Here is a 24773-nt window from a genome sequence, read left to right on the forward strand (position 1 = left end):
GCCGGATTAGCCCTTGATTGCCGAGCGGCGCAGGTCGCGGGCGCGGGTGAGGATGATTTCCTCGAGCTTCTGCACCGTCGCCGCCTGAACCGGCGCGTCGACCCAGGCGCCGCCCTGCGCGACCTGGCGCGACGCCGCGACGCGAAGCGCATCGGCGCGCAGGTCGCGGTCGAGGATCGACACCGTCACCTTCATCCGCTCGCCCGGATTGCCCGGGTTCGCATACCAGTCGGTGATGATGACGCCGCCCGACGAATCGGCCTGGAGCAGCGGCATGAACGACAGCGCATCGAGCGACGCGCGCCACAAATAGCTGTTCACGCCGATCGTCGTCACCTGCGACGCGGCGAGGTCGGCGCGCGGCCGGTCCTTGCTGGCGCAGGCCGAAAGGCCGAGCGCCGCGAGCCCGAGCAGCGCGAACGCGGCCGGGCGGCGAGCGAGCGTGACGCCGAGCTTGGCAGGGACGGAAAGCTTGGACATGCCGAAAACACCTTATCTTTGGGCACCGCCGGATCGCAAAACCGGGCCGCGCATAACGGAATTGCCAGCGTCTCTATCGCCCTTGCCGCCGTCCGGCAAGCGCGGCAATTTCGGCTTTGCCGCGGTTCAGATTCTGGTCAGACTGCATCCCCACTGTGGTGATCGCGCAACAATATCGGCGAAAAGCGGGATCGATGCGATAAATTGACGGGATTCACTGGCAATATCGTGGTGGGGGCCCTATCTCCTGAGTCTATTGGGGTTGGAGTCGCAGAGCAATGGCGCGGACATCGCGACATTTTTGGAAAGCAAGTCTCACCGCTTTGGCGGTGGTTTCGCTTGCCCTGCCTCCGGCGCTCGCGGCGATGTCGCGTGCCGACCGTATCCGCGACACCGCGCTTTCCGAAACCCTGCTTGGCCAGTTCACGCCTGCCTCTGGCGATCCGCGCCTGATCGCGCGCTATGCCAAAATGTCGGCCGAACAGCGCAGCAGCTTCAGCTTTACGCCCGCGCTGACCGACGAAAGCCGCAAGAACCGCGCGATCACCGTCGTGATTCGCGCCCGCGACGACGCATCGAGCGCCGCACGGACGTCAGCGCTAGCCGCCGGCCGTACCGCGCCGATCGCGATCACGCCGGTCGCCTATAATCTGGGCGCCTCGGTCGGCTTCGAGAAATTCGTCACCCCGGCGCTGCCGCGCGGCACCGATCTTCGCAATCTGCCGATCGCCAAGGCGCCCGAACAGGATGAAAAGAAGTCGCGCTTTGCAACGCGGATGCTCAACCGGCCGAGCGACCCCAGCGGCGCGACCGACCGCGTCACCGCGCCCGGCGAAGCGGCCGCGGTCGATGTCGTCAGCAGCTATCGCCTGACCAAGAATATCGATGTCACCGCCGGCGTTCGCTATCGTGCCGACGACCGCGTCGAACCGCTGACCGATTCGCGGCGCGACAGCCAGGCGGTCTATGTCGGGACGGCATTCCGCTTCTGACGTTTCCGGCGCTTCGTCGCCTTTTCTTCCCACGCATCGATCGCCGCCCAACCGGGCCCCAGTCCGCTCGCGCGGTTTAGCGCGCGCGCGCGCGCCGCGGTCATCCCGCCGAGCGCGATCACCTGCCCGCCCGCGAGCCGCGCCAGCCGCAGCCACGCCGCGCGGCCGAGCGCCGGCGCGCCGGGGTGCGAGCGGGTCGGGTGAAGCGGGGAGATGAAAACGCCATCGGCTCCGGCGCGGCGGGCGCGGCGCGCCTCGCGCGCGTCATGGACCGGCAGCGTCGCCAGCAGGCCAAGCCGATGCGCCTGCGCCGCGCGGCTCGCGCCACGCTGACGAAGATGGACGCCGTCGGCGCCCCAACGCCGCGCCGTATCGGGCGTTCCGGCGAGCATCACGGTAAGCTGCCGCGCCCGCGCGATACGGATCAGCCGCCGTAGCAGGCGCCAGCGCGCGCGCGGCGCAAGGCTGTCGTGGCGCAGGACGATGCCGCTGCCGGGCGGCAGCAGCGCCGCGAGCCCGGCGACACCGATGGCAAGCCGTTCGTCGCTGAACAGCCAGATGCTTGGCAATTTGGAGGGCGGGGGGTGGCGTCGGACCATCGGCCTTTCTATAGGCGCGTGCCGACAGGGTGCAACGCGTGGGATCGGACGACAGGATGAGCGAAGCAGCAGAGCGACTGGCCGAAGTGCAGGCGAATATCGCGGGCGCGGCGGCGCGCGCGCGGCGGCGGGCCAAGGATATTTGCCTGATCGCGGTATCGAAGACCCATGATGCGGCCACGATCCGTCCGCTGATCGCCACGGGCCAGCGCCATTTCGGCGAGAACCGCGTGCAGGAAGCCGCGGCGAAATGGCCCGAGCTGCGCGCCGAGACGCCCGATGTTGTGCTCCACCTGATCGGCCAGCTGCAATCGAACAAGGCCGACGAAGCGGTGGCGCTGTTCGATGCGATCCATTCGCTCGACCGCAGCTCGCTCGTTCAAGCCGTCGCGAAAGCTTGTCAAAAGGCGGGCAAACAACTGCAGCTGTTCGTCCAGGTCAATATCGGCGACGAAGAGCAAAAGGGCGGCTGCGCGGTCGCGGATCTCCCTGCGCTGCTCGCCGAAGCGAAGGCCGCCGGGCTCACGATCGAGGGCCTGATGGCGATCCCCCCCGCCGACATCGAACCCGCGCCCTATTTCGCGCTGCTCGACGAACTCGCCGAACGCAACGGGCTGCCGCTGCGATCGATGGGGATGAGCGGCGATTATGAGACGGCGGTGATGCTGGGCGCGACGCATGTGCGGGTTGGGACCGCGCTGTTCGGGACACGAGCTTAGTTGCACCGTCGACGGGATAAGGGAGGAACCCATTGGAAAAGCTGGACCTCAAAAAGACCCGCAAGGCGCTGTTCACCGCTTCTCACAACCGGTTCGCGCCAATCATGGTGCCGCAAGTTTCGTACCTGATGGTCGATGGACATGGCGACCCGAATATAGCTTCCGAATATAAGCGCGCCGTCGAGAGCCTGTACGCGACCGCCTATACGATAAAATTCTCCTGCAAGACCCAGGGTGAAGATTTCGTCGTGGCGCCGCTGGAGGGGCTTTGGTCGGCCCCGGACCCCGAGAGTTTCACGGCACGGCGCAAGGACGAGTGGGACTGGACCATGATGATCATGGTGCCCGACCATGTGAACGAAGAAACATTCCTTGCCGCCAGGACCAGAGCACGCGAGAAGCTTGGCACCCTGTCCGAAAGCCTGAGGCTGGAATCGCTGGAAGAAGGGCTGTGCCTCCAGGCCCTGCACCTCGGCAGCTATGACAACGAAGGACCCCTGCTCGCGTCGCTGCACAGCGACATAATGCCATCGGGCGGGTACGACTTTGCCGGCCGCCACCATGAGGTGTATCTCAGCGACCCCCGCAAGACATTGCCCGAAAAGCTCAAGACCGTCATCCGCCAGCCCGTGCGGTCGCGGGCTTCATCCCCGCCTCACTGATACTCCACCGTCACCGGGATCCGCCCGCGATAGTCGCCGTCGTCGAGGCCGGCGATCTGGAGCCGGCCGCCGAAGCGGAACTGGAGGCGGCCGTCGGCGCCGAGGCGCGGCGCGGCCGAGAGGTCGGTGACGAGACCGGTCACGCGCGCGGTGCGGCCATAGCCGCCCTCGAGGTCGACCGTCGCCGGCAGGATGACGCGCACTTCGGCGCCGGGTTCGCCGCGCACCGTAACGACGCCGGTGAGCGCGAAGCCGCCGAGGTCGACGACGTCGCCGCGCACGCGGCGCGCGCCCGATACCGGGTCGACCTCGACCTCGCCGCCCATCGCGCCGACCGCGACGCGGCCCATATCGAGCTGGGTTTCGACATCGACGCGCAGCGGCACCTCGGCCTTGCGCACAATGGTGCCCGCCGCCTTGTCCTGCGCGCAAAGCATGCACTGCGCCGCCGCGGAGGGCGCGCCGGCGAAAGCCAGCGCAAAGCCAAGGAAAAGACGCAGTTTCACGCCTGTAGCCATAGCCCCCCGTGGTTAATCCGCGGTAAAGCGGGCGCGGCGCTAATCGCTGGCCAGTTTCCCGCTTTTCGGCCACATGTGCGCGATGACCACACCCCCGCCGTCCCCCCGGCTGAACGCCCTCGCCACCGCGGTGCCGGGGCACGATATTCATGCCGCCTTTATCGACTGGGCGATCCCGCGCCTCGCCGACGGACGCGTGCGCGCGATCTTTTCGCGGATGACCGCGCGGTCGGGGATCGACCATCGCTGGTCGGTGCTGCCGCCCACGGCAAGCGGCGGATCGCCGGTCGCGGCGGGCGGATTCTACGACGTCCCGGGCCTGCCGCCGACCTCGGTCCGCATGCGCGCCTATGCGGAGCATGCGCCCGATCTGGCGATGCAGGCGATCGCAAAGCTCGGCGACGCGTTCGATCCGGCGCGCGTCACCCATATCGTCGTCGCGAGCTGTACCGGCTTCGTCGCGCCGGGAATCGACCAGATCCTCGCGCGGCGGCTGGGGCTGTCACGGGCAGTCGAGCGCGTGCTGATCGGCTTCATGGGCTGTTATGCCGGGGTCACCGCGCTGCGCACCGCGCGGCATATCGTGCGGTCGGAGCCCGACGCGGTGGTGCTGGTGGTGAGCGTCGAACTGTCGACGCTGCATCTCAGCCTGGCCGACCAGCCCGAGCCACTGCTCGCGATGCTGCAGTTCAGCGACGGCGCCGCGGCCGGGATCGTGTCGGCCAAAGCGGTCGGCCTCGAACTCGGCGAGGGGGCGAGCCTCGCGCTCGAAGACAGCGACGACCTGATCCGCTGGGACATCGGCGACAAGGGTTTCGAGATGATATTGTCGGGTGAAGTGCCGGGACGGCTGCGCGAGGCACTGGCCGACCCCAGCGTGCAGCGCGCGCTGTTCGGCAAAGCCGGCGCGCCGCCGCTGCTCGCGGTCCACGCCGGCGGCCGCTCGGTGCTCGATGCCGTCGAACATGCGCTGGACGTTCCCCCGGACGCACTCGCCGAGAGCCGCGCGGTGCTCGCACGCTTCGGCAATATGTCGTCGGCGACGATCTTGTTCGTGCTCGCCGACATGATGGCACGCGGTGCGACGGGCGAGGGGATCGCGATCGCCTTTGGCCCCGGCCTCGCTGCCGAAGCGATCCGTTTCACCGCGTCATGAACCCCTTCGCCAGCCTTCGCGTGCCGATCGAGGCGGAGGAGGAGATGGATGCCGCCGAGCTGGCGCCCGCGCGCTATGCGCACATACTCGCCGACCTGTCGCGGATCAACGGCCTGACGCTCGCCGCGCGGCCGACGCTGGGCTTTCTGGAGCGGGTGCGCGCGCGCGCCGGGAACGACACGCGGCCATGGCGCATCCTCGATGTCGGGTTCGGCAGCGGCGACATGCTCGCGCGGATCGCGCGTTGGGGAAGGAAGCATGGCGTCGCGCTCAATCTCGCCGGGGTCGATCTCAACCCCAAGAGCGCGGCGGTCGCCGAAGCGCGGCTCGGCGGTCAGGCGCGGCTGACCACCGGCGATTATCAGGACCTGGCGGGGCAGGGGTGGGACATCATCCTGTCCAGCCTCGTCACCCACCATATGACGCCCGCCCAGCGCACCAATTTCCTGCGTTTCATGGAGGCCGAGAGCGCGCGCGGCTGGCTGGTCAACGACCTCCACCGCCAGCGCTTGCCTTTTGCCGGCTATCCGCTGCTTGCCACGCTGGCGTGGGTCGATCCGATCGTTCGCCGCGACGGGCAATTGTCGGTCGGGCGCAGTTTCCGCCGCGCCGAATGGCAGGCGATGCTGGCTGCGGCGCTTCCCGATAGCGCCGACACCTGCCGTATCTTCCGCAGCTTTCCCTACCGGTTGTGCGTCGAGCGGATCCGGTGACCGACCCGCAAGCGATCGTCATCGGCGCCGGACCCGCGGGGGCCGCGGCGGCGATCGGCCTTGTCCGTGCGGGGACGAAGACGCTGCTGCTCGAGCGCGCGCGCGAGACGGGCGATGCGCTGTGTGGCGGATTCCTGAGCTGGCGCTCGCTCGCACGACTCGAAAAGCTCGGCATCGACCGCGCGGCGCTGGGCGGGCAGGACGTTACGCGCGTGCGGCTGTTTGCCGGTCGGCGGAGCAGCGAAACCGCGCTGCCGGCGCGCGCGATGGGCGTATCGCGGCGGCGGCTCGACAGTGCGTTGCAGGCGACGGCCGAAAAGGCGGGCGCGGCGCTCGAACGCGGCGTTCATACGACCGCGATCGAGGGCGGCAGCGTGCAGACGCGTGATGGTGCTGTCCTATCGGCGCCCGCGCTTTTCCTCGCCGCAGGCAAACACGGCTTTCGCGGCTTTCCCCGCGAGCCTGCGCCATGGCAGCGCGCCGACCCGGTGATGGGCCTGCGATTGCGGCTGCCCGGGCATGCCACGCTCGACCGGCTGGTCGGCGATGCGGTCGAGCTCCACCTGTTCGACCGCGGCTATGCGGGGCTGGTGCGGCAGGAGGACGGCAGCGCCAACCTATGCCTCGCCGTGCACAAGTCGCGCCTCGACGAAGCGGGCGGCGAACCCGCGGCATTGCTGCACGCACTCGCCGACGCGCACCCACAGCTTGGCGAGCGGCTGGCGTTTGCCGACTGGTCGCGCGACGTCGACGCGATCGGGCATGTTCCCTATGGCTGGCACGCGGCGGATAGCGTCCCCGGCCTGTTCCGGCTCGGTGACCAGGCGGGCGTGATCCCGAGCCTTGCGGGCGAGGGCATCGGGCTGGCCTTCGCCAGCGCCGATGCCGCGGTGGCGGCGTGGCGTCACGGTGGCGCGGGCGCGGCCCCTGCCTTTCAAGGGCAGCTCGCCGCGCGCATGGCGCGCCCCTTTGCGATCGCCAACCTCGTCTGGCGCGCGGGCGAAAACCCGCGCACCGCGGGCGGATTGACGCTGTTGGCGTCATGCGTTCCGCCGCTGGTACGCTGGGCGATGCACGCGACGCGTATCCGGGGCGACTGAGCAGCGGCCCCCTTGCAGCACGACGGCTTCGGTCCGATATTATGGGCAATAGCGGCGCTGCCGACCATCGGCCTGCCCCCACGGAGAAACTCCATCATGACCGATCCGAAAACCCGCAAGGACCTCGATCCGATGGCGCACCATGTGCTGCGCGAAGGCGGCACCGAACGCGCCTTCACCGGCAAATATACCGACCATAAGGGCGACGGCCTGTACCGCTGCGCCGGATGCGGCGAACCTTTGTTCGACAGCCGTACCAAGTTCGACAGCGGGTCGGGCTGGCCGAGCTATACGGCCCCGGCCGAGGGCGGCGTGGTCAAGGAACTGACCGACACCAGCCACGGCATGGTCCGCACCGAAGTGCGCTGCGCGAAGTGCGAAGGCCATCTCGGCCATGTCTTCCCCGACGGCCCCGGGCCCACGGGCCTGCGCTATTGCATCAACAGCGCGGCGCTTGACTTCGAAGGTCGCTCGCCGGATGAGGCGAAGGCCGGCGAAGGCTGAACCATCCTCGCAGGGCGCTGACGCATCAGGGGCGAAGCGAGGGAAGGAATACAGGCTTTGCGCCGCGAGAGACAGCAGGCATCGTCGAATAGATCGTCATCGTCCAGCAAGCGGAACGGCACGCCCGGCGGCACGCCGTCCCGTTTCCGCATCTGGGTCCGGCGGATTTTCCGCTGGGGCCTCGGGCTTGCGGTCGTCGGCCTCGTCGCGTTGGCGGTCGCGGTCGGCATCGCGGTGCAGCGCATGCCGAGCTTCGAGGAGCTCAAGAAATCGCCCGCCGGGCAGACGATCCGCGTCCGCGCCGCCGATGGCACCGTCTTCCTGTCGATCGGCCCCAATTACGGCCGCTGGCTGACGCTCAGGGAAACCCCGCAGGTGATGCAGGACGCGATGGTCGCGGTCGAGGACCGGCGCTTTCGCTATCACCCGGGGCTCGACCCCGTCGGGATGGCGCGCGCCGCGGCGGTCGCGGTCCAGAATCGCGGCAGCGGCCGGCGCCTGCAGGGCGCATCGACGATCACCCAGCAGCTCGCGCGCAACGTCTTCCTGTCGAACAGCTATGATTTCCGCCGCAAGGCGCGCGAGATGATCCTCGCGCTGGCGCTCGAATGGAAATTCTCGAAGGACGAGATCCTCGAACTCTATCTGAACAAGGTCTATTTCGGCGGCGGCAGCTATGGCATCGACGCCGCATCCCGCCGCTTTTTTGGGCATAGCGCGACCGAAATGTCGCTGTCCGAGGCTGCGGTGGTCGCGGGGCTGGTCAAGGCGCCGTCGCGCTATTCGCCGACCGCCGACGCGACCGCCGCGCTCGGCCGCGCCGGCGTCGTGCTGAACGTCATGGTCGACGCCGGGGTGATCACCCGGGCGCAGGCCGACAGCGCCAAGCCCGCCGACGTCCAGCTGGCGCAGGAAACGGGGCAGAACAGCGCGCGCTATTTCAGCGACTGGGCCCTGCCGCAGCTCGACATGCTGATCGACGAGGGCAGCGAAGCATTAGACGTCTATACGACGATCGACCTGGGCATGCAGCGCGCGGCGACCGCATCGATCCAGGCCAACACGCCGAAGGGCGTGCAGGGTGCGCTGGTATCGGTCGATCGCGACGGCGCGGTGCGCGCGATGGTCGGCGGCACCGACTATGTCGCATCGAACTATAACCGTGCGACGCAGGCGCTGCGCCAGCCGGGGTCGGCGTGGAAGCTGTTCGTCTATATGGCCGCGCTCGAGGCGGGGTATAAGGTCGACGACCAGGTCGTCGACGAGCCGGTGACGATCAACGGCTGGTCACCACGCAACTCGTCGGGGCGCTTTTCGGGTCCGATCAGCGTGCGCACCGCCTTTGCCTATTCGGTCAACACCGTCGCGGCAAAGCTCGGCGACGAAGTTGGCTTTTCCTCGGTCGCCAATATGGCGCGCCGTTTCGGGATCACGACGCCGGTCAACACCCACCCGTCGATGGTGCTCGGTAGCGCCGAGGTGCGCGTGATCGACATGACCGCCGCCTTTGCCGCGGTGTCGCGCGGCGGCGTGTCGGTGCAGCCCTATGGCATCACCAAGGTCACGACCGCCGACGGCCGCTTGCTCTATCAGCGCCCCGCCGAACGCGGCCAGGTGCTCGTCGACAATTGGGTCGCCGCGGGGATCACCGACCTGCTCCAGACCGCGGTCAACACGGGCACCGGCAAGGCGGCGCAGATCGGCCGCCCCGTCGCGGGCAAGACGGGGACGACGTCGAGCAACAAGGACGGCTGGTTTCTCGGCTTTTCGAGCGGGTTGACGACGGGCGTCTGGATGGGCCGCGACGATGCGCGCGCCGTCGGCGGGCTGCAAGGCGGCCGCGCCCCCGCCAAGGCCTTTGCCGATTATATGCGTGTCGCGGTCGCGCGGCGACCGGTCGAGGCGTTCGATACCGAGGTCGTGTTGCCCGAATGGCAGCTCGAAGACGAAGGCGATGCCTATATGGGCGAGCCCGGCGAAGGCGGGTTGGTCGACGAAAATGGCATGCCGATCGAGCTGCCCGCGACGGCGCCGGTTCCCGACGCCGATGCACCGCCGCCACCGCCCGAGGACGGCCCGGTGCTGGACCAGCAATGGATCGAGGAGCAGACCGGGCGCCGCGGTCCAGGGGACAATGGCGTACCGAAAAATGGCGGCCAGCCCAAGGCGCCCGCACCCCCGAAGGCCGCGCCGCCGGTCGTGAAAACGCCGCCGGCGCGAACCCAGCCGGACAGTTTCAACTAGCGCAGGACAATCGCGGTTCAGCCCGCGAAGCGGTAGCGGTGGAGCCCGCGCCCTTCGCGGCGCAGCCAGCCGCGCGCCGCCGCGACATCGCCGTCGTGCAGTTCGTCGACCAGCGCGTGGAAGGCGGGGCCATGGTCCATATGCCGAAGATGCGCGACCTCGTGCGCCACCGTCGCACGCCGGACATGCTCGGGCGCCATCACCAGCCGCCAGCTGTAGCGCAGGTCGCCGTTCGCGGCGCAGCTGCCCCAGCGGCTGCGCGGATCGCCGACCCCGACGCGGCCGACCGACAGGCCCGCCGCCGCCGCGATTTCACGGCTCTCGCACTCCATCAGCGCGAGCGCTTGCCCCTTCAGCCAGCGTTCGATGCGTCGCCCGACGCTTTCGGCGGGGCCGCCGACGCGCAGCGCATCATCGCCAAGCGCGATCGCGCGCGGCGCCGTGGGCGTCCAGTCGATATGGCGGTCGATGCCGCGGAAGGGCACCGACGCGCCGGGCCCGACGAGCACCGGCTGCGCCGCCTTGCCGACCTGCTCGGCGAGCCAGGCCTGCTGCTCGCCCGCCCATTTGAGCGCGGCACGCATATTGGTACGCCGCGGCACCGTCAGCCGAAGCTCGCCGCGCGCGCCGTCGAAGACGAGCCGGTAGCGGCGCGACTGGGCGTGCTGGACGACGCGCACCGGCCAGGCGTCGTCGCCGACCCAGATATGCGGGCCGTCGGGCGCGAAGTCAGACGACGCGTTCGACAAGATGATTTTCCAGCGGCCCGGCAATATCCTCGCTAACCGTCCAGCCGGCGATCGACTGGCCCGCGCGGTGCACGGCATCGCGGTCGCCGCAGACGAGATAATGCCAATCGGGCAAGGGCTCACCCTCGGCGCGCAGGCGATAGGCGCAGCTTTGCGGCAGCCATTCGATGTCGGCGAGCTTCGCCTTGGTCAGCGTCAGGCAGTCGGGGACATGGCGGCGGCGATGCTTGTAATCGCCGCAGCGCGCGGTCGTGAGGTCGAGCAGGCGGCACGCGACATTGGTCGGATAGATGCGGCCCGTGTCCTCATCCTCGATCTTGTGCAGGCAGCATTTGCCGCAGCCGTCGCACAGCGCCTCCCACTGGCCGGCATCGAGGCTAGCAAGCGGCGCTTCCCAGAAGGGACGCTCCGATGCCGCCCCTGCCGCTATCACTTGACCCACTTCGCCAGCTCGGCGGCGACCTTGTCGGGCGCGCCTTCGTCGGCATCGGTCGACGGATCGTCGAGCGGCAGCAGCGCGAGCGGCTTGCCCACCGGATCCATCAGGAAGGCGAGCTGGCTGTGCGCCATCAGATAGCGATCGGGGGCCGAACCATCGACCTTGTTATAGGTGACGACATAGGCCTTGGCGACCGCCGCAATCTGTTCGGGCGTTCCCGTCAAGCCGAGCAGCCGCGGGTGGTAGCGCGCGACAAAGGGCTTCAGCGCCGCGGGCGTATCGCGCGCGGGATCGACGGTGACGAAGAGCGGCGCGACCTTTGCCCCGAGCGCGGCATCGCTCTTTTCGAACTGCGACAGCCCGCGCATCAGCTTTTGCAGGTCGACCGGGCAGATGTCGGGGCAGAAGCTGTAGCCGAAATAGACGAGGCGGTATTTCCCCGCGAAATCCGTATCGCGGACCGTCTGGCCATTCTGGTCGGTGAGAGTGAAGGGGCCGCCGATGCGCGCGCCTTCGAGCGGCGGTTTGGCGGGCGGCGCGTCGGCCGGGGCATTGCATCCTGCCAGGGCGGCACCAAAAAAGAGGATCAGGCTTGCGCGGACAAGCTTTTGTCCCATATCTGCGATATTCATCATGCGGCCAGCCTTGGTCGGCTAGCCGCCGAAAATCAACCATTCTCGTCGCATGTTTGCGGCGGTTCTTGCCGAGGGTCACCCAGATCATGTTTCGACGTGCGGCGTTCCGCCTCCCCGCCCTCATCCTCGCCATTCTCGCGACGGCAGGCCTCGTTCACGGCCCCGCGCAGGCGCAGTTCCGCGGCGGATATGCCTTTCTGCAGGCGGTCGAAAGCCGCGACGGGACCAAGGCGACCGACGCGCTCAAGGGCGATGCGTCGCTGATCAACACGCGGAACCCGGACACCGGCGAGACCGCGCTCGCGATCGTTGCCAAGCGGCGCGACGCCACCTGGCTGCGCTTTCTCCTCGCGAAGGGGGCCGATCCGTCGATCGGTGACCGGCAGGGCATGACCCCGCTGATGCACGCCGCGTTGCTCAACTTCGCCGACGGCGCGCAGGAATTGCTCGACCGCAAGGCCCCCGTCGATCAGACCAACCGCCGCGGCGAAACCGCGCTGATCCTGGCCGTCCAGACCAAGAATGTCGCGATGGTCCGCCTGCTCGTCCGGCGCGGCGCGAACCCGAACAAGGCCGACCATGCCACCGGCATGACGGCGCGCGATTATGCCAAGCGCGACGACCGCACGGGGCAGATTATCGCGCTCCTCGACGCCAAACCCGATGGGCCGGTGCGCGATCTTGGACCGAAAATCGGACCCGACTGATCATCACAATGTGATATCCTGATTGACAATCACATTGTGATGTGAGACATGCGGGTCATGTCTACACAGCTCATCGACCGCATTCGCGGCATCGTCGACAGCGGCGCCATGTCCCGTTCGGGACTCGCGCGCGCCGCGGGCCTTCACGCCAACAGCCTGCGCGACCTCGATTCGCCTGGCTGGAACCCCACCGCGGAAACGCTGCGCAAGCTGGAAGACTGGCTCGCGAACGGCAGCGACCTGTCGCCAATGGCGAGCCCCGAAGAGATTATCGCCGAGGCGCGCAACGGCCGCATGTTCATCCTCGTCGACGACGAGGATCGCGAGAATGAAGGCGACCTCGTCATCCCCGCTCAAATGGCGACCCCCGACGCGGTCAATTTCATGGCGACGCACGGCCGCGGGCTGATCTGCCTGACGCTGACCAGGGCGCGCGTCGACCAGCTCGGCCTCGAACTGATGAGCCGCAACAACGGCACGCGCCACGAGACCGCCTTCACCACCTCGGTCGAGGCGCGCGAGGGCGTCACCACGGGCATTTCGGCGGCCGACCGCGCGCGCACCGTATCGGTCGCGATCGACGCTTCCAAGGGCCGCGACGACATCGTCACCCCGGGGCATGTCTTCCCGCTGATCGCGCGCGACGGTGGCGTGCTCGTCCGCGCCGGCCACACCGAAGCATCGGTCGACATTGCGCGGCTCGCGGGGCTCAATCCCTCGGGGGTGATCTGCGAGATCATGAACGACGACGGATCGATGGCGCGGCTGGGCGACCTCGTCCCCTTCGCGCGGCGCCACGGGCTGAAGATCGGCACGATCGCCGACCTGATCGCCTATCGCCACCGCAACGACCGGCTGGTCGAATGCGTGTCCGACGACCCGTTCGAATCGGATTATGGCGGCGACTGGCGGCTCAAATCCTATCGCAACAAGATCGACGGCAGCGTCAACCTCGTGCTCCAGAAGGGCGCGGTCGATCCCGAGGGCGTCACCCTGGTGCGCATGCACCCCGTGTCGATTTTTGACGACATCATGGGCCGGCCGGGACCGAAGAAGCGCCGCCTGCAACGCTCGATGGAGGCGATCGGCGAGGCCGGGGCAGGGATCATCGTCATGCTGATGCGCCCGCTGCCCGGCTCGGCCGCTGCCGACGCGGTCCCGCCGCCGTCGGGCGGCATGGACCTGCGTACCTATGGCATCGGCGCACAGATCCTCGCCGATCTCGGCGTCCATGCAATGGAGCTGCTGACGCCGACGCACGCCAATATCGTCGGCCTCGAAGGCTATGGCCTGTCGATCGTCGGCGAACGTTCCATCCCCGGGGAGGCCGCATAATGGCGCATGTTCTGATCGTCGAAGCCCGTTTCTACAGCTATCTCAACGATATGCTGCTCGATGGCGTGCGCAGCGCGCTCGAGGCCGGCGGGCATAGCCACGAGACGGTGACCGTCCCCGGCGCGCTCGAGGTTCCGGCGGCGATTTCGCTTGCGGCGGACACCGGGCGCTACGACGCCTATGTCGCGCTCGGGGTCGTGATCCGCGGCGAAACCTATCATTTCGAGGTGGTGTCGAACGAAAGCGCACGCGGCATCATGGCGCTGACGCTCGACGGCCTGGCGATCGGCAACGGCATCCTGACCGTCGAAAATGAAGAACAGGCGCTTGCGCGCGCCGACAAGACGCGCAAGGATAAGGGCGGCGAAGCGGCAAAGGCCGCGCTCGCCATGCTGGCCCTCAAGGAGCAATTCGGCATTGGTTGATCGACCACCTCCCAGCCGCTTTTCCGTCGTCGAACGCGGCGGGCGGCTGGTGGTCATCGACAAGGAAACCGGCCAGACGCCGCTGAGCGCGGCCGAGCGCATGGACCTTCACGACCGGAGCCTGGGCGTCGAGCCGATCCGGCCCGAAAGAACGAGCGCCGCCCCCGATATGTCGGCCGCAGCGCGCGCCGAATCGGGGCTGAGCGCGCGGCCCGCGCCGGCGCAGCAAACGGCGAAACCCACCCATCCCGCGGCGGATGGCGACGCGAATAGCGGCAGGGGCCGCATCGCCGCCGCCATCGCCGAGCGTAACAAGCAGCCATGGAACCCGCAGCCGAACGACCGGCCTGCCTTGAAATCCAACGCCGCACCCGCACGGATCGCCACCCGTCCTGCGCCCGCGGTCGGCGGCCGCAAACCGATCGTGACCGGGAAATGGTGGGATAGCAAAGGACCGCGCACGATCGAGCTGGGGCCCAAGGGCCAGCAGGTATTGAGCGGCGGTTTCGTGACCCTGTTCTTCGTTACGGTGATCGCCGCCGTCGTCGCACTCTTCATCGAGCCGTTGCTGCTCTTCGTCGGGGCGTTCATATTGTTCCGCTTCGGCGGCAATATCCTCGGTCCCATCGGGGCCGGCCTTGTCGACAAGGCGCTCGCCGAAAAGGGCTGAGTACCAATAATACGTCGCCCCTGCGAAGGCAGGGGCCGCAGTCGGCCTGAAGCCGCGCCGAGGGCGTAAACCGACAGCGGCCCCCGCCTTCGCGGGGGCGACGCCTACAAAGCTACGCCGTCACCAGCGCCGGATAGTCGGTATAGCCCTCGGCCCCCGGCGAATACCAGGTCTGCGGATTGTCGGCCGCCCATTCGGCGCCGCTCTCGATACGCTCGACCAGGTCGGGGTTGGCGATGAAGGGGCGGCCAAAGGCGATCGCATCGGCAACGCCGCTGGCGAGCGCCGCTTCGGCTTTCGCCACGTCGAAGTCGCTGTTGAGGATCAACGGCCCCTTGAACGCCGCGCGAATCGACGGCGACTGCTTCGGAACGTCGGTCCGCCCGAAGGTGCCGTCGGGACCGGGCTCGCGCAGTTCGAGGAACGCGATGCCGAGCGCATCGAGCGCCGCGGCGGCGATCGGGAACAGCCGTTCGGGCGCGCTGTCGTCGACGCCCTGCGTGTCGCCGTTGGGCGACAGGCGCACCGACACCCGGCCGGCACCCCACACGCCGATCAGCGCCTGGGTGACTTCGCGGAGCAGGCGGATGCGATTCTCGATCGAGCCGCCATAATCATCGTCGCGCAGATTGCTGCCGTTGCGCAAGAACTGGTCGATCAGATAGCCGTTCGCGCCGTGGAGCTGCACGCCGTCGAAGCCCGCCCTTTTCGCATTTTCGGCCGCCTTCACATAATCGGCGATCACCCGCGGGATCTCCCCAAGCTCGAGCGGCCGCGCGACTTCATATTCGAGCCGGCCGACCGGCGTGTGCGCCTTGCCGGGCGCTTGCGTCGCCGACGCCGAAACCGGCGGCTTGCCGTCGTTGAACACCGAATGGACGACGCGGCCCATGTGCCAGAGCTGCGCGACGATGCGCCCGCCCGCGGCGTGCACCGCGTCGGTCACCGGCTTCCAGCCTTCGACCTGCGCATCGGTCCACAGGCCGGGTGCAGACGGCCAGCCAAGGCCTTCCTGCGAAATGCCGGTGGCTTCGGAGATGATCAGACCCGCCGAAGCGCGCTGGCGATAATAGTCGCGCGCAAGCTCGTTCGGCACGAAGCCTGGCCCGGCGCGGCCGCGCGTCAGCGGCGCCATGATGATGCGGTTGGGTGCCTCGATGGCGCCCAGCGAAATCGGATCGAAAAGCGATGCGGTCATAGTTCCTCCACGTCTCACTTTTTTCATGGGCGACCCCATCGGTCGCCGCTATGGCCCGCGAAGCTATGGTCGCCCCGGCTTCAAGGCAATGGTGGGTAGCAAAAGAAAATCTAAATGACAGCGAAGAAGGAAGCCATCGACGAAACGCAGGCGGGCGGAACGCGCGCCAGCCGCTGGGCCTTCGCCGCCTTGATCGCGGGCAATGTCGCGCTGTCGCTCGGCGCGATGCTGGTCGGCGCAGCGCTGGTACTGATAAGGTTGCCGAGCCGCCGCGCGGCGCCTATCTGACGCTCATGGCCTCGATCCTGCCCGCCGATCCGACCCTCGACGAGATTCGCGCCGCGCTCGCGCCGCTGATCGCGTCGTCGGCCGCGTTCGATGGCTTCGGGACGGCGGCGCTGGGCGACGCCGCGCGCCGCGCCGCGGTCGATCCCGATGTCGCGCGGCTCGCCTTTCCCGGCGGCGGGCGCGACATGGTCGACGCGTGGTTCGCGTACATCGATGCGGCGATGGCCGGGAAATGGCCCGCCGAAAAGCTCGCGCGGCTCAAGATCCGCGAACGCATCGCGACATTGGTCGAAACGCGCATCGACCTGCTCGCCCCCGACCGCGAATCGCTCCGCCGCGCGCTCGCGCTGCTCGCGCTGCCGACCAACGCGCCTTTTGCCGCCAAGCTCGGCTGGCGTGCCGCCGACATCATGTGGCGGCTCGCGGGCGACACCGCGACCGATTACAATCACTATAGCAAGCGCGCGATTCTGGGCGCGGTCTATGCCTCGACGATGGCGGTGTTCCTGAACGACGAAAGCGCGAATTTCGCCGACACCCGCGCCTTCCTCGCGCGCCGCATCGACCAGGTGATGCGCTTCGAAAGCTGGAAGCACCGCCGCGCGTCGCGCAGCATCGAGCGGCCGAGCTTTGCGCGCTTCGTCGGGCGCCTGCGCTATCCGGGGCGCTGAGGCCTGCCAGGTCGGTTGCATCTTGGGACTGGCGCCGCCCGGCTGTTATTGATAATCGCTAGCAAATGAACCCTAGGCTCGATTCCGCCCCGTTGGGCGTCGCTGTACGCATTTCCCGGATCGATTGGGACCGTCTGTCGCAGGACGAGGGCCGGCGGCTGCGCGAATTCGGGTTGATGGAGGGCATCGAAGTCACCCCGCTCCACCGCGGCAGCCTCTTCTCGCGCGACCCGCTCGCGCTCTCGATCGGACGGATGCAGGTGATCATCCGCGCGCGCCATGCCGCGATGATCGAAGTGGTGCCGGCCGGACTATGACGAATGCCATTCCCTCGATCGCGCTGGTGGGCAATCCGAATGCCGGCAAGTCGAGCCTGTTCAACGCGCTGACCGGGGCGCGGCAGAAAATCGCCAACTATCCCGGCGTCACCGTCGAACGGAAGGCGGGGCATGCCAGCTTCGCCGACGGGCGGCCGATGTCGCTGGTCGACCTGCCCGGCAGTTACAGCCTGTCGCCGGCGAGCCCCGACGAAGCGGTGACGCGCGACGTCGTGCTCGGCAGGCAGGCGGGCGAACGGCGCCCCGACGCGCTGATCGTCGTCGTCGACGCCGCCAATCTCGACAATCACCTCTGCTTCGCGCTCGAACTCATCGCGCTGGGCCTGCCGACGGTGGTCGCGCTCAACATGCTCGACCTTGCCGAGCGCGACGGGTTGACGCTCGACCCCGAAATATTGTCGCGCGAACTCGGGGTGCCCGTGGTGCCGACCGTCGCGGTGCGGAGGCGCGGGATGACCGAATTGCTGGCTGCGGTCGAAGGCGCGATCGGGTCGCATCAGCCGCTCGCCGCGGAAATCGTCGCGCCGCCGGCGACCGACGTCGCGCTGCACCAGCGCGCACGCGAAATCGCGCGCGCCACGACGCTGTCCGAAACGCCGGTGCGCCGCTGGACGGCGCGCGTCGATGCGGTGGTGCTGCACCCGGTGGCGGGCTTCCTGATCCTGCTCGCCCTGATGTTCATCATGTTCCAGGGGGTTTACGCCTGGTCCGAAGCGCCGATCGGCTGGATCGAGGCCGGTTTCGCGACGTTGCAGCAGATGGTGACCGCGAACCTGCCCGACGGCTTCGTGCGCGGGCTGATCGTCGAAGGGTTGATCGCGGGCGTCGGCGCGGTCATCGTCTTCCTGCCGCAGATCCTGATCCTCTTCCTCTTCATCCTGCTGCTCGAGGCATCGGGCTATATGACCCGCGCCGCCTTCCTGATGGACGGTATCATGGCCAAGGTCGGGCTGTCGGGGCGCGGGTTCATCCCGCTCCTCTCCAGCTTCGCCTGCGCCGTTCCCGGCATCATGGCGACGCGTGCGATCCCCGATGCGAAGGACCGGCTGACGACGATATTGATCGCGCCGCTGATGACCTGTTCGGCCCGGCTGCCCGTTTATACGCTGATCATCGGCGCCTTCATCCCCGCTCGCAACGTCGGCGGATCACCGGTCGGATTGCAGGGGCTGGTGCTGTTCGGCCTTTACCTGTCGGGCATCGTCGGCGCGATGATCGTCGCGCTCGTCCTGCGCCGCACGGTCGCCAAGGGCAACGCCGCAGGCTTCATGATGGAAATGCCGCGCTATCAATGGCCACGTTTCAAGGACATCGCGATCGCGCTGTGGCAGCGCGCGTGGATTTTCCTGCGCCGCGCCGGCACGATCATCGCGGTTACCACGGTCGTCCTGTGGCTGCTGCTCAGCTTTCCCAAGGCGCCCGCCGACGGGAGCATCAGCCAGGTCGACTATAGCGTCGCCGGCCGCATCGCGAGCGGGCTGGAGGTGGTCGTCCGGCCGATCGGCTTCAACCATGACATCGCGCTCGCGCTGATCCCTGCGATGGCGGCGCGCGAGGTCGCTGTGTCGGCGCTCGCCACCGCCAATGCGATCGAGGCGGGCGATGACGAAGAGGCGATGGCGCAGTCGCTCAGCGAGCGGCTGCAGGGCCGCTGGAGCATCGCCACCGCGCTCGCCTTCCTCGCCTGGTTCGTCTTCGCGCCGCAGTGCATTTCGACGATCGCGATCACCCGGCGCGAGACCAATGGGTGGAAATGGCCGCTGTTCATGGTTGGCTATTTGTTCGCGCTCGCCTATGCCGCTGCTGGTATCACATATTGGATCGCCGTCGCCTTCGGGCTCGGCTGATCCTCCCACTTTCAAGCGGAGCGGAGCGGCGATGGCTGGCAGCGTCAACAAGGTTATTTTGATCGGCAATCTCGGCGCCGATCCCGAAATCAAATCCTTCCAGAACGGCGGCAAGATCGCCAACATCCGGATCGCGACGTCCGAACAGTGGAAGGACCGGATGACCGGTGAGCGCAAGGAGCGCACCGAATGGCATAATGTCGTGATCAACGGCGAAGGGCTGGTCGGCGTCGTCGAACGCTTCCTGAAAAAGGGCAGCAAGGTCTATATCGAAGGCAGCTTGCGCACCCGCAAATGGCAGGACCGCGACGGCAATGACAAATATACGACCGAGGTGGTGATCGCGGGCATGGGCGGCACGCTGACGATGCTTGACGGCGCGCCCGGCGGCGGCGGTTCGCGCGGCGGCGGTGGCGGTGACGATTGGGGTACTTCTTCGGGCGGCGGCGACGGCTGGAAACAGGGCGGCGCGGGCGCATCGTCGGGCGGCGGCTTTGGCGGCGGTTCGAGCGCCGGCGGCGGACGTCCGCCCTTCGACGACGACCTGGACGACGACGTTCCGTTCTGAGTTCTGACGAGCAATGGCGACCGACCCGATGACCGCCGCGGATGTCGCGCGCGGCGTGTGCCGGTTGTTCGCGCAGGCGGGGCTGGTCGCGATCCCCGAGGTGCCGCTGCCCAACGGGCGGCGCACCGACCTGACCGCGATCGACGCCAAGGGAAACATCACCATCGTCGAGATCAAGGTCAGCCGCGCCGACCTGCACGGCGACGGCAAATGGCCCGACTATTGCGACTGGTGCGACCGCTTCTATTGGGCGCTCGCCTCGGGGCTCGACCCCGCGATCCTCGAGACGCCCGACTATCGCCCCGAGACGTCGGGGCTGATCATCGCCGACCGTTATGGCGCCGCGGTGGTGCGCGAGGCGGCGGCGTGCAACCTGGCTCCGGCAAGGCGCAAGGCCGAACTGCTGAGGATCGGCCGCCTCGCGATGCGGCGCTCGATGCTGGCGGCGGATCCCGAACTGGCGGCGGGCTGGATGGAAGGTTAGGCGCCGCGCGCCTGCATCCGCGCGAGGTAGCGCGCGAGAATGTCGATCTCGAGATTGACCGGCCGCCCCGCCGCGGCTTCGTCGAGCGTCGTCATCGCCTGCGTGTGCGGGATGATGTTGAGCGTGAAATGCGCTTCGCCACCGGGTTGATCGGTCACCTCGTTGACGGTCAGCGACACGCCATCGACGGTGATCGAGCCCTTGGGCGCGATATGCGCTGCGAGCGCGGCGGGCGCCGCGATGGTGACCGTCACGCTGTCGCCGACCGGGCTCACCGACACGATGCGGCCGACGGCGTCGACATGGCCGGTGACGATATGCCCGCCCAGCTCGTCGCCGACCTTCAGCGCGCGTTCTAGGTTGAGGCGGCGCCCCTGATCCCACATGCCCGGCGCGGTGCACGCGAGCGTCTCGGCGCTCGCGTCGATCGCGAACCAGTCGCCTGTCGCATCGCGTCCCGTGTCGACCACGGTCAGGCACGCGCCCGAACAGGCGATCGACGCGCCAAGGTCGATCGTGCCGGTGTCGTAGGCGGTGCCGATGACGAGCCGCGCGTCGCCGCGATCCTCGCGCACGCGGACGGTGCCGATGTCGGTGATGATGCCGGTGAACATGCGTCGTTTATCCTTCTCTGGCCCGCTCGTAGACGTCGAGCCGGTCGCTGCCAAGCAGGCGGCTGTCGGCCAGCCGCCAGCGATCGTGGGCATCGGCCAGATCGGTGAGGCCAATGTCGCCGAGCGCCGGCTTGCCGCCGCCGATCAGGATCGGTGCGCGATAAAGGAGCAGGCGGTCGACGCGGTCGGCGGCGAGGAAGGCCGAGGCGGCGCCGGCGCCGCCTTCGACCAGCACCGAATCGACCGCGTCGATCGCCTCGGGGGAGGCGACGGCGGTCCAGCCGTCCGGCGCTGGGCCGCTTGTCAGCAGAAATTTCTTAGGGCTTCGACCTTCGAGTCCCGACAACCGCACATCGAGCTTGGGTTCGTCGGCATCGAACGTCCCGCGCCCGACGAGGATCGCCTGATGGCTCGCGCGTTCGAGATGGCCGTGCGCGCGCGCGCGTGTCCCGGTGATCCAGCGGCTCGATCCGTCGGCGCGCGCGATGCAGCCGTCGAGCGAGGTTGCGAGCTTGAGCGTCACGAACGGCCGCCCCTGCGTCGCGCGCGTCCACCAGGGCGCCATTGCGGCGCGGGCTTCGGCGGCAAGGAGGCTGGAAACGACCTCGATCCCTGCCTCCTGCAACCGTGCGATGCCTTTGCCGTCGGTGCGCGGATCGGGATCCTGCGCCGCAATCACGACACGCGCAACCCCCGCGGTGATCAGCGCATCGGTGCAGCAGGGGCCGCGCGGGCTTGCGTGCGCGCAGGGTTCGAGCGTGACATAGGCCGTCGCACCGTGCGCCGCGTCACCCGCCGCGGCCAGCGCCATCGCCTCGGCATGCGGACGCCCGCCCGCCTGCGTCCAGCCGCGCGCGATGACCTTGCCCCCCGCCTCTGCGGGGGCAGGCTGGACGATCAGGCAACCGACATTGGGATTGGGCGCCGACGCCGACCGGCCGCGCCGCGACAGCGCAATGGCGGCCGCCATCCAGTCGGCATCGGCGGGCGGCCGCTGCATCGGGTCAGTCGGCGGCTTGGGGTTGCGGCCCGCGCGCGGCGCGTTCGGCAAGCGTCGAGCGCGTCTTCGGCGGTTCGGGCTTCTTCATCGCCGCCGCCGCGGCTTCCGCACCCAGCGTCTCGCGCGTCACCTTGTCGGCTTCGCTCGAATCATATTCGACACCCAGGCTTTGAGCGAGCCGCTGATATTCCGCGCGCGTTTCGGCATTGGCGCGCGTCGTTTCCTTGGCGCGGGCGACCCATTCGGCGCGGATTTCGGCGTTGCTGCGGTTCGCGGACCAGTTTTCGAAATAGATGATCTGGCGTTTCGGCTTCTCATAAGGGATCAGATGTTCCGAAAAGCCGTAGAAAATGACGAGCGGCAGCACGATCGCGACCCCCCAGCTCGCCCAGCGGTGCGGGCGCGGTTCGCGTACATAGGCCCAGAAATCGGACAGGCCGCCGCCGATATCCACATTGTTGAACATTCCCATGTCCCCAATTTAGGCGATGTCGCGGCAATTTGCGAGAGGGAGGAGGATTGCGCCGAATAGCAGCTGGGAACGTTCTCGATTGCAAAAAATGCAATAGCAGATGCTCTTTTCGCAGTTGCAACATTCATTGTGCACTGCAATATCACACTTGCCTTTTAGGCATCCTCTCCCAAAACTTTCATGGGCCACCCTCGGGTGGCCCTTTTTTTTGGCTTTTGGTTAGTGCGGCACCGGCCCGCTCCCCCACCCGGCCTCCCACAGAGTGTCCTGGAATAGGGGCCCGGGTGGGGGAGCGGGCCGTTTCCGCGCAGCGGAAACAGCCCGCAACACCCATCAATCCTGAACGGGCGTCCGCTTCTCGAATCGCCTTACTTCGGCAATGAAACTGCCGGGCAGCGGCGTTGCGCCGCCGCTGTCGAGGTCGATATGCGCGTAGCTGATCTCGATATCGGTCAGCCGCTCATGCTCGCGGAAGATCGCACAATGGACCGTGAAGCTTGTCCGGCCGAAGCGGCTGACCCGTGCCGCGATGGTGATCCGTTCGTCGAGCCGCGCCGAACCATGATAGTCGATCTCGCAATGCACCTCGCGAATATCTGTACCATATTGGTGAAAATAGGGCCCGGGCTGCCCCTCCCCCAGCGCGCGGAAATATTCGGTCACGCCGATATCGGCGTAAACCAGATAATTGCCGTTGAAGACGATATTCTGCCCGTCGATCTCGTTGAAGCGGACGCGCACCGTCTCGTGGGCGCGAAAATCCGCGAGCGGCACGTCCCAGTTGCCATGGTCCATCGCTCAGGCCGCGAGCGCGGTCGGGGCGCGATCGACCGGCGCGCAGGCGGCCTCGAGCCAGGCGCGATCCCCGCCCGCCATCCCCGGCGCGAGCTTTTCGAGCACCTGGGCATGATAGGCGTCGAGCCAGTCGGCCTCGGCAGGCGACAGCAGCGCCGGTTCGACAAGGTTGCGGGCGATCGGCGCGAAGGTGATCGTCTCGAACCCCAGCATATCCTCCTCGGCGCCGTCGATGCGGACGGGGACCACGACGACCAGATTCTCGATCCGGATCCCGAAAGCGCCGGCCTTGTAATAGCCTGGCTCGTTCGAAAGGATCATGCCCGCATGGAGTGCTTCCTCGGTCCCCGCCTGCCCGCCGCTGGGCTTGGCGATGCGCTGCGGCCCTTCGTGGACCGCAAGGTACGAACCGACACCGTGCCCCGTTCCATGCGCATAGTCGACCCCGTCGGCCCACAGATATTGGCGCGCGAGGATGTCGAGCTGGCTGCCGCGCGTCCCCTTGGGGAAGCGCGCGGTGGCGAGCGCGATATGGCCCTTCAGCACCTGGGTGAAGCGGCGGCGCATTTCGGCGGTCGGTGTCCCGATCGCGATCGTGCGCGTGATGTCGGTCGTGCCGTCGGCATATTGCCCGCCCGAATCGACGAGATAGAGCGTGCCGGTCTCGATCGCGCGGTTCGTCGTCGCGTCGACCTTGTAATGCGGCAGCGCGCCGTTGGGGCCGGCGGCCGAGATGGTGTCGAACGAGAGATCGACGAGTGCGCCGCTTTCGTCGCGAAATTCGCGAAGCTTCGCCGCGGCGCCGAGTTCGTCGAGATTTCCTAGCGGGGCGACATCTTCCATCCATTGCAGGAAGCGCGACACCGCGACGCCGTCGCGGACATGCGCAGCGCGGGTGCCGTCGAGTTCGGTGTCGTTCTTAATCGCCTTGGGAAGCACCGCGGGATCGCGGTGGCGCGCGATCTTTGCCCCCGCCGCTTCGAGCGCGGTGAAGATCGCCGCGACCGCGCGGTCGGGATCGACCGCGACCTTCTTGCCCGCCAGATCGGCGAGCGCGCCCTCAAACGCGTCGCGGTCGTGGATGCGCACGCTGTTGCCAAGATGCGCGCGGACCGCGTCGGTCACCTTCTCGGGCGCGATGAACAGGTCGGCGGTCGCATCGGCGTGGAGCAGCGCGAAAGCGAGCCCGACGGGCGTGTGGCTGACATCGGTCCCACGGATGTTGAAGGTCCAGGCGACCGAATCGAGCGCGGTCATCACCGTGGTGTCGAGGCCGTTCGTCTTCAGCCAGTCGGCGATCACTTCGCGCTTGTCGACCGCGCTTTGCCCGGCGAGCGCGACGTCATGGACCGCGACCGGCGCGGCGCTCGGCGCCGGCTGGTCGGCCCACGCGGCATCGAGCGGGTTTGCGTCGACCGCGACAAGGTTCGCGCCCTTCGCCGCGAGCGCCTTTTCAAGCCCGCGCGCCCAGTCGATGCCGTGGAGCCACGGGTCGTAGCCGACTTTCTGCCCCGCGCTGACGTTGGCGCCCAGCCATTCGGCAACGCTCGACTGCGGCACGCCGACATAGTCGAACAGCGACCCATCGACCTGATCGCGCACCTGCACCGTGTAGCGGCCGTCGACGAACACCGCGGCCTTGTGCGGCAGCACCGCCGCGGTCCCCGCCGAGCCGCCGAACCCCGTCAGCCACGCCATGCGCTGCGCATATTCGCCGACATATTCGCTCATATGCTCGTCGCTGATCGGCACGACGAAGCCGTCGAGGCCGCGCGCGGCGAGTGTGTCGCGGACGCGGGCGAGGCGCTCTGCATAGGGCGATCCGGGGACGGGGCTGGACATGACGCGTTC

Annotated in this window: 30 protein-coding genes; 18 read left to right on the forward strand and 12 right to left on the reverse strand. The window is 68.0% G+C overall.

What is annotated here, in order from left to right:
- Positions 1-6 precede the first annotated feature (6 nt).
- Positions 7-480 (reverse strand): DUF3576 domain-containing protein, encoded by a 474-nt coding sequence (locus V6M50_RS04110; RefSeq protein ID WP_332817277.1) that lies wholly within the window; start codon positions 478-480, stop codon positions 7-9.
- 329 nt (positions 481-809) lie between these two features.
- Here V6M50_RS04110 and V6M50_RS04115 point away from each other — a divergent pair, with 329 nt between their 5' ends.
- Positions 810-1472, forward strand: a complete 663-nt coding sequence (locus tag V6M50_RS04115; protein ID WP_332817278.1) for a hypothetical protein — start codon at positions 810-812, stop codon at positions 1470-1472.
- On the opposite strand, the gene V6M50_RS04120 is transcribed toward V6M50_RS04115, so the two are convergent.
- Positions 1445-2071, reverse strand: coding sequence for a thiamine phosphate synthase (locus tag V6M50_RS04120; RefSeq protein ID WP_332817279.1), 627 nt, complete (start codon positions 2069-2071; stop codon positions 1445-1447). The genes V6M50_RS04115 and V6M50_RS04120 overlap by 28 nt on opposite strands.
- Before the next feature lie 56 nt (positions 2072-2127).
- Here V6M50_RS04120 and V6M50_RS04125 point away from each other — a divergent pair, with 56 nt between their 5' ends.
- Positions 2128-2790 (forward strand): YggS family pyridoxal phosphate-dependent enzyme, encoded by a 663-nt coding sequence (locus V6M50_RS04125; protein WP_332817280.1) that lies wholly within the window; start codon positions 2128-2130, stop codon positions 2788-2790.
- A gap of 32 nt (positions 2791-2822) precedes the next feature.
- Complete coding sequence (locus V6M50_RS04130; RefSeq protein ID WP_332817281.1) at positions 2823-3452, forward strand: GyrI-like domain-containing protein; 630 nt, start codon at positions 2823-2825, stop codon at positions 3450-3452.
- Here the strand turns inward: V6M50_RS04130 and V6M50_RS04135 are convergent.
- Positions 3446-3958, reverse strand: coding sequence for a DUF4402 domain-containing protein (locus V6M50_RS04135; protein ID WP_332817282.1), 513 nt, complete (start codon positions 3956-3958; stop codon positions 3446-3448). The two genes, V6M50_RS04130 and V6M50_RS04135, sit on opposite strands and share 7 nt — an antisense overlap.
- Before the next feature lie 85 nt (positions 3959-4043).
- Between V6M50_RS04135 and V6M50_RS04140 the strand changes: the two genes are divergently transcribed.
- From V6M50_RS04140 to V6M50_RS04160, 5 genes are all read left to right on the forward strand, one after another.
- On the forward strand, positions 4044-5126 hold the full coding sequence (locus tag V6M50_RS04140; protein WP_332817283.1) for a type III polyketide synthase: 1083 nt from the start codon (positions 4044-4046) through the stop codon (positions 5124-5126).
- Positions 5123-5839: a methyltransferase domain-containing protein gene (locus V6M50_RS04145; RefSeq protein WP_332817284.1), complete on the forward strand. Its 717-nt coding sequence runs from the start codon at positions 5123-5125 to the stop codon at positions 5837-5839. The genes V6M50_RS04140 and V6M50_RS04145 overlap by 4 nt, the downstream gene beginning before the upstream one ends.
- Positions 5836-6939, forward strand: a complete 1104-nt coding sequence (locus V6M50_RS04150) for an NAD(P)/FAD-dependent oxidoreductase (protein WP_332817285.1) — start codon at positions 5836-5838, stop codon at positions 6937-6939. The genes V6M50_RS04145 and V6M50_RS04150 overlap by 4 nt, the downstream gene beginning before the upstream one ends.
- A 96-nt stretch (positions 6940-7035) precedes the next feature.
- Positions 7036-7443: a peptide-methionine (R)-S-oxide reductase MsrB gene (gene msrB / locus V6M50_RS04155; RefSeq protein WP_332817286.1), complete on the forward strand. Its 408-nt coding sequence runs from the start codon at positions 7036-7038 to the stop codon at positions 7441-7443.
- A gap of 57 nt (positions 7444-7500) precedes the next feature.
- Positions 7501-9687: a transglycosylase domain-containing protein gene (locus tag V6M50_RS04160; RefSeq protein WP_443030481.1), complete on the forward strand. Its 2187-nt coding sequence runs from the start codon at positions 7501-7503 to the stop codon at positions 9685-9687.
- Positions 9688-9704: 17 nt separating this feature from the next.
- On the opposite strand, the gene V6M50_RS04165 is transcribed toward V6M50_RS04160, so the two are convergent.
- Genes V6M50_RS04165 through V6M50_RS04175 form a run of 3 tightly spaced genes read right to left on the reverse strand, consistent with a single transcriptional unit; the run spans position 9705 to position 11510 of the window.
- Positions 9705-10436, reverse strand: coding sequence for a M48 family metallopeptidase (locus V6M50_RS04165; protein WP_332817287.1), 732 nt, complete (start codon positions 10434-10436; stop codon positions 9705-9707).
- Positions 10417-10878 (reverse strand): YcgN family cysteine cluster protein, encoded by a 462-nt coding sequence (locus V6M50_RS04170; RefSeq protein ID WP_332817288.1) that lies wholly within the window; start codon positions 10876-10878, stop codon positions 10417-10419. Before V6M50_RS04170 ends, V6M50_RS04165 begins: the two co-directional genes overlap by 20 nt.
- Entirely contained in the window at positions 10866-11510 is a 645-nt protein-coding gene (locus tag V6M50_RS04175; RefSeq protein WP_332817289.1) for an SCO family protein, read from the reverse strand. Before V6M50_RS04175 ends, V6M50_RS04170 begins: the two co-directional genes overlap by 13 nt.
- Before the next feature lie 86 nt (positions 11511-11596).
- On the opposite strand from V6M50_RS04175, the gene V6M50_RS04180 reads away from it, so the two are divergent.
- The 4 genes from V6M50_RS04180 to V6M50_RS04195 are packed head-to-tail and all read left to right on the forward strand — an operon-like array spanning position 11597 to position 14647.
- On the forward strand, positions 11597-12217 hold the full coding sequence (locus V6M50_RS04180; RefSeq protein WP_332817290.1) for an ankyrin repeat domain-containing protein: 621 nt from the start codon (positions 11597-11599) through the stop codon (positions 12215-12217).
- 57 nt (positions 12218-12274) lie between these two features.
- Positions 12275-13552 carry a 3,4-dihydroxy-2-butanone-4-phosphate synthase gene (gene ribB, locus V6M50_RS04185; RefSeq protein ID WP_332817291.1) on the forward strand — a complete coding sequence of 426 codons (1278 nt, stop codon included), beginning with the start codon at positions 12275-12277 and terminating at the stop codon, positions 13550-13552.
- The gene (gene ribH, locus V6M50_RS04190) at positions 13552-13977 is read left to right on the forward strand and encodes a 6,7-dimethyl-8-ribityllumazine synthase (protein WP_332817292.1); all 426 of its coding nucleotides are present in this window, start codon (positions 13552-13554) and stop codon (positions 13975-13977) included. Before ribB ends, ribH begins: the two co-directional genes overlap by 1 nt.
- Positions 13970-14647 (forward strand): hypothetical protein, encoded by a 678-nt coding sequence (locus V6M50_RS04195; protein ID WP_332817293.1) that lies wholly within the window; start codon positions 13970-13972, stop codon positions 14645-14647. The genes ribH and V6M50_RS04195 overlap by 8 nt, the downstream gene beginning before the upstream one ends.
- A 112-nt stretch (positions 14648-14759) precedes the next feature.
- Here V6M50_RS04195 and V6M50_RS04200 read toward each other — a convergent pair whose 3' ends face one another.
- Positions 14760-15845 carry an alkene reductase gene (locus V6M50_RS04200; RefSeq protein WP_332817294.1) on the reverse strand — a complete coding sequence of 362 codons (1086 nt, stop codon included), beginning with the start codon at positions 15843-15845 and terminating at the stop codon, positions 14760-14762.
- Positions 15846-15959: 114 nt separating this feature from the next.
- Between V6M50_RS04200 and V6M50_RS04205 the strand changes: the two genes are divergently transcribed.
- The 6 genes from V6M50_RS04205 (at position 15960) to V6M50_RS04230 (ending at position 20041) form a co-directional block, all read left to right on the forward strand.
- Positions 15960-16133: a hypothetical protein gene (locus tag V6M50_RS04205; protein WP_332817295.1), complete on the forward strand. Its 174-nt coding sequence runs from the start codon at positions 15960-15962 to the stop codon at positions 16131-16133.
- A gap of 5 nt (positions 16134-16138) precedes the next feature.
- A complete protein-coding gene (locus tag V6M50_RS04210) occupies positions 16139-16804 on the forward strand; it encodes a COQ9 family protein (protein ID WP_332817296.1) in 666 nt (221 codons plus the stop codon).
- Between the two features lie 65 nt (positions 16805-16869).
- Entirely contained in the window at positions 16870-17121 is a 252-nt protein-coding gene (locus V6M50_RS04215; protein WP_332817297.1) for a FeoA family protein, read from the forward strand.
- Positions 17118-18989: a ferrous iron transporter B gene (gene feoB / locus V6M50_RS04220; RefSeq protein WP_332817298.1), complete on the forward strand. Its 1872-nt coding sequence runs from the start codon at positions 17118-17120 to the stop codon at positions 18987-18989. Before V6M50_RS04215 ends, feoB begins: the two co-directional genes overlap by 4 nt.
- Before the next feature lie 31 nt (positions 18990-19020).
- A complete protein-coding gene (ssb, locus tag V6M50_RS04225; protein ID WP_332817299.1) occupies positions 19021-19557 on the forward strand; it encodes a single-stranded DNA-binding protein in 537 nt (178 codons plus the stop codon).
- Positions 19558-19570: 13 nt separating this feature from the next.
- Positions 19571-20041, forward strand: a complete 471-nt coding sequence (locus V6M50_RS04230) for an MmcB family DNA repair protein (protein ID WP_332817300.1) — start codon at positions 19571-19573, stop codon at positions 20039-20041.
- Here the strand turns inward: V6M50_RS04230 and V6M50_RS04235 are convergent.
- The 5 genes from V6M50_RS04235 to V6M50_RS04255 all read right to left on the reverse strand — a co-directional run bounded on the left by V6M50_RS04235 (position 20038) and on the right by V6M50_RS04255 (position 24764).
- Positions 20038-20655 carry a riboflavin synthase gene (locus V6M50_RS04235; RefSeq protein ID WP_332817301.1) on the reverse strand — a complete coding sequence of 206 codons (618 nt, stop codon included), beginning with the start codon at positions 20653-20655 and terminating at the stop codon, positions 20038-20040. The genes V6M50_RS04230 and V6M50_RS04235 overlap by 4 nt on opposite strands.
- A 7-nt stretch (positions 20656-20662) precedes the next feature.
- Positions 20663-21625 carry a bifunctional diaminohydroxyphosphoribosylaminopyrimidine deaminase/5-amino-6-(5-phosphoribosylamino)uracil reductase RibD gene (ribD, locus tag V6M50_RS04240; protein ID WP_443030484.1) on the reverse strand — a complete coding sequence of 321 codons (963 nt, stop codon included), beginning with the start codon at positions 21623-21625 and terminating at the stop codon, positions 20663-20665.
- 34 nt (positions 21626-21659) lie between these two features.
- Positions 21660-22121, reverse strand: a complete 462-nt coding sequence (locus tag V6M50_RS04245; protein ID WP_332817303.1) for a hypothetical protein — start codon at positions 22119-22121, stop codon at positions 21660-21662.
- Between the two features lie 339 nt (positions 22122-22460).
- A complete protein-coding gene (locus V6M50_RS04250) occupies positions 22461-22922 on the reverse strand; it encodes an acyl-CoA thioesterase (RefSeq protein ID WP_332817304.1) in 462 nt (153 codons plus the stop codon).
- A 3-nt stretch (positions 22923-22925) separates the two neighbouring features.
- Positions 22926-24764 carry an aminopeptidase P family protein gene (locus tag V6M50_RS04255; protein WP_332817305.1) on the reverse strand — a complete coding sequence of 613 codons (1839 nt, stop codon included), beginning with the start codon at positions 24762-24764 and terminating at the stop codon, positions 22926-22928.
- Positions 24765-24773: the final 9 nt, after the last annotated feature.

Origin of the sequence: Sphingopyxis sp. (genome assembly GCF_036675685.1) — a bacterium.
Taxonomy (GTDB): domain Bacteria; phylum Pseudomonadota; class Alphaproteobacteria; order Sphingomonadales; family Sphingomonadaceae; genus Sphingopyxis.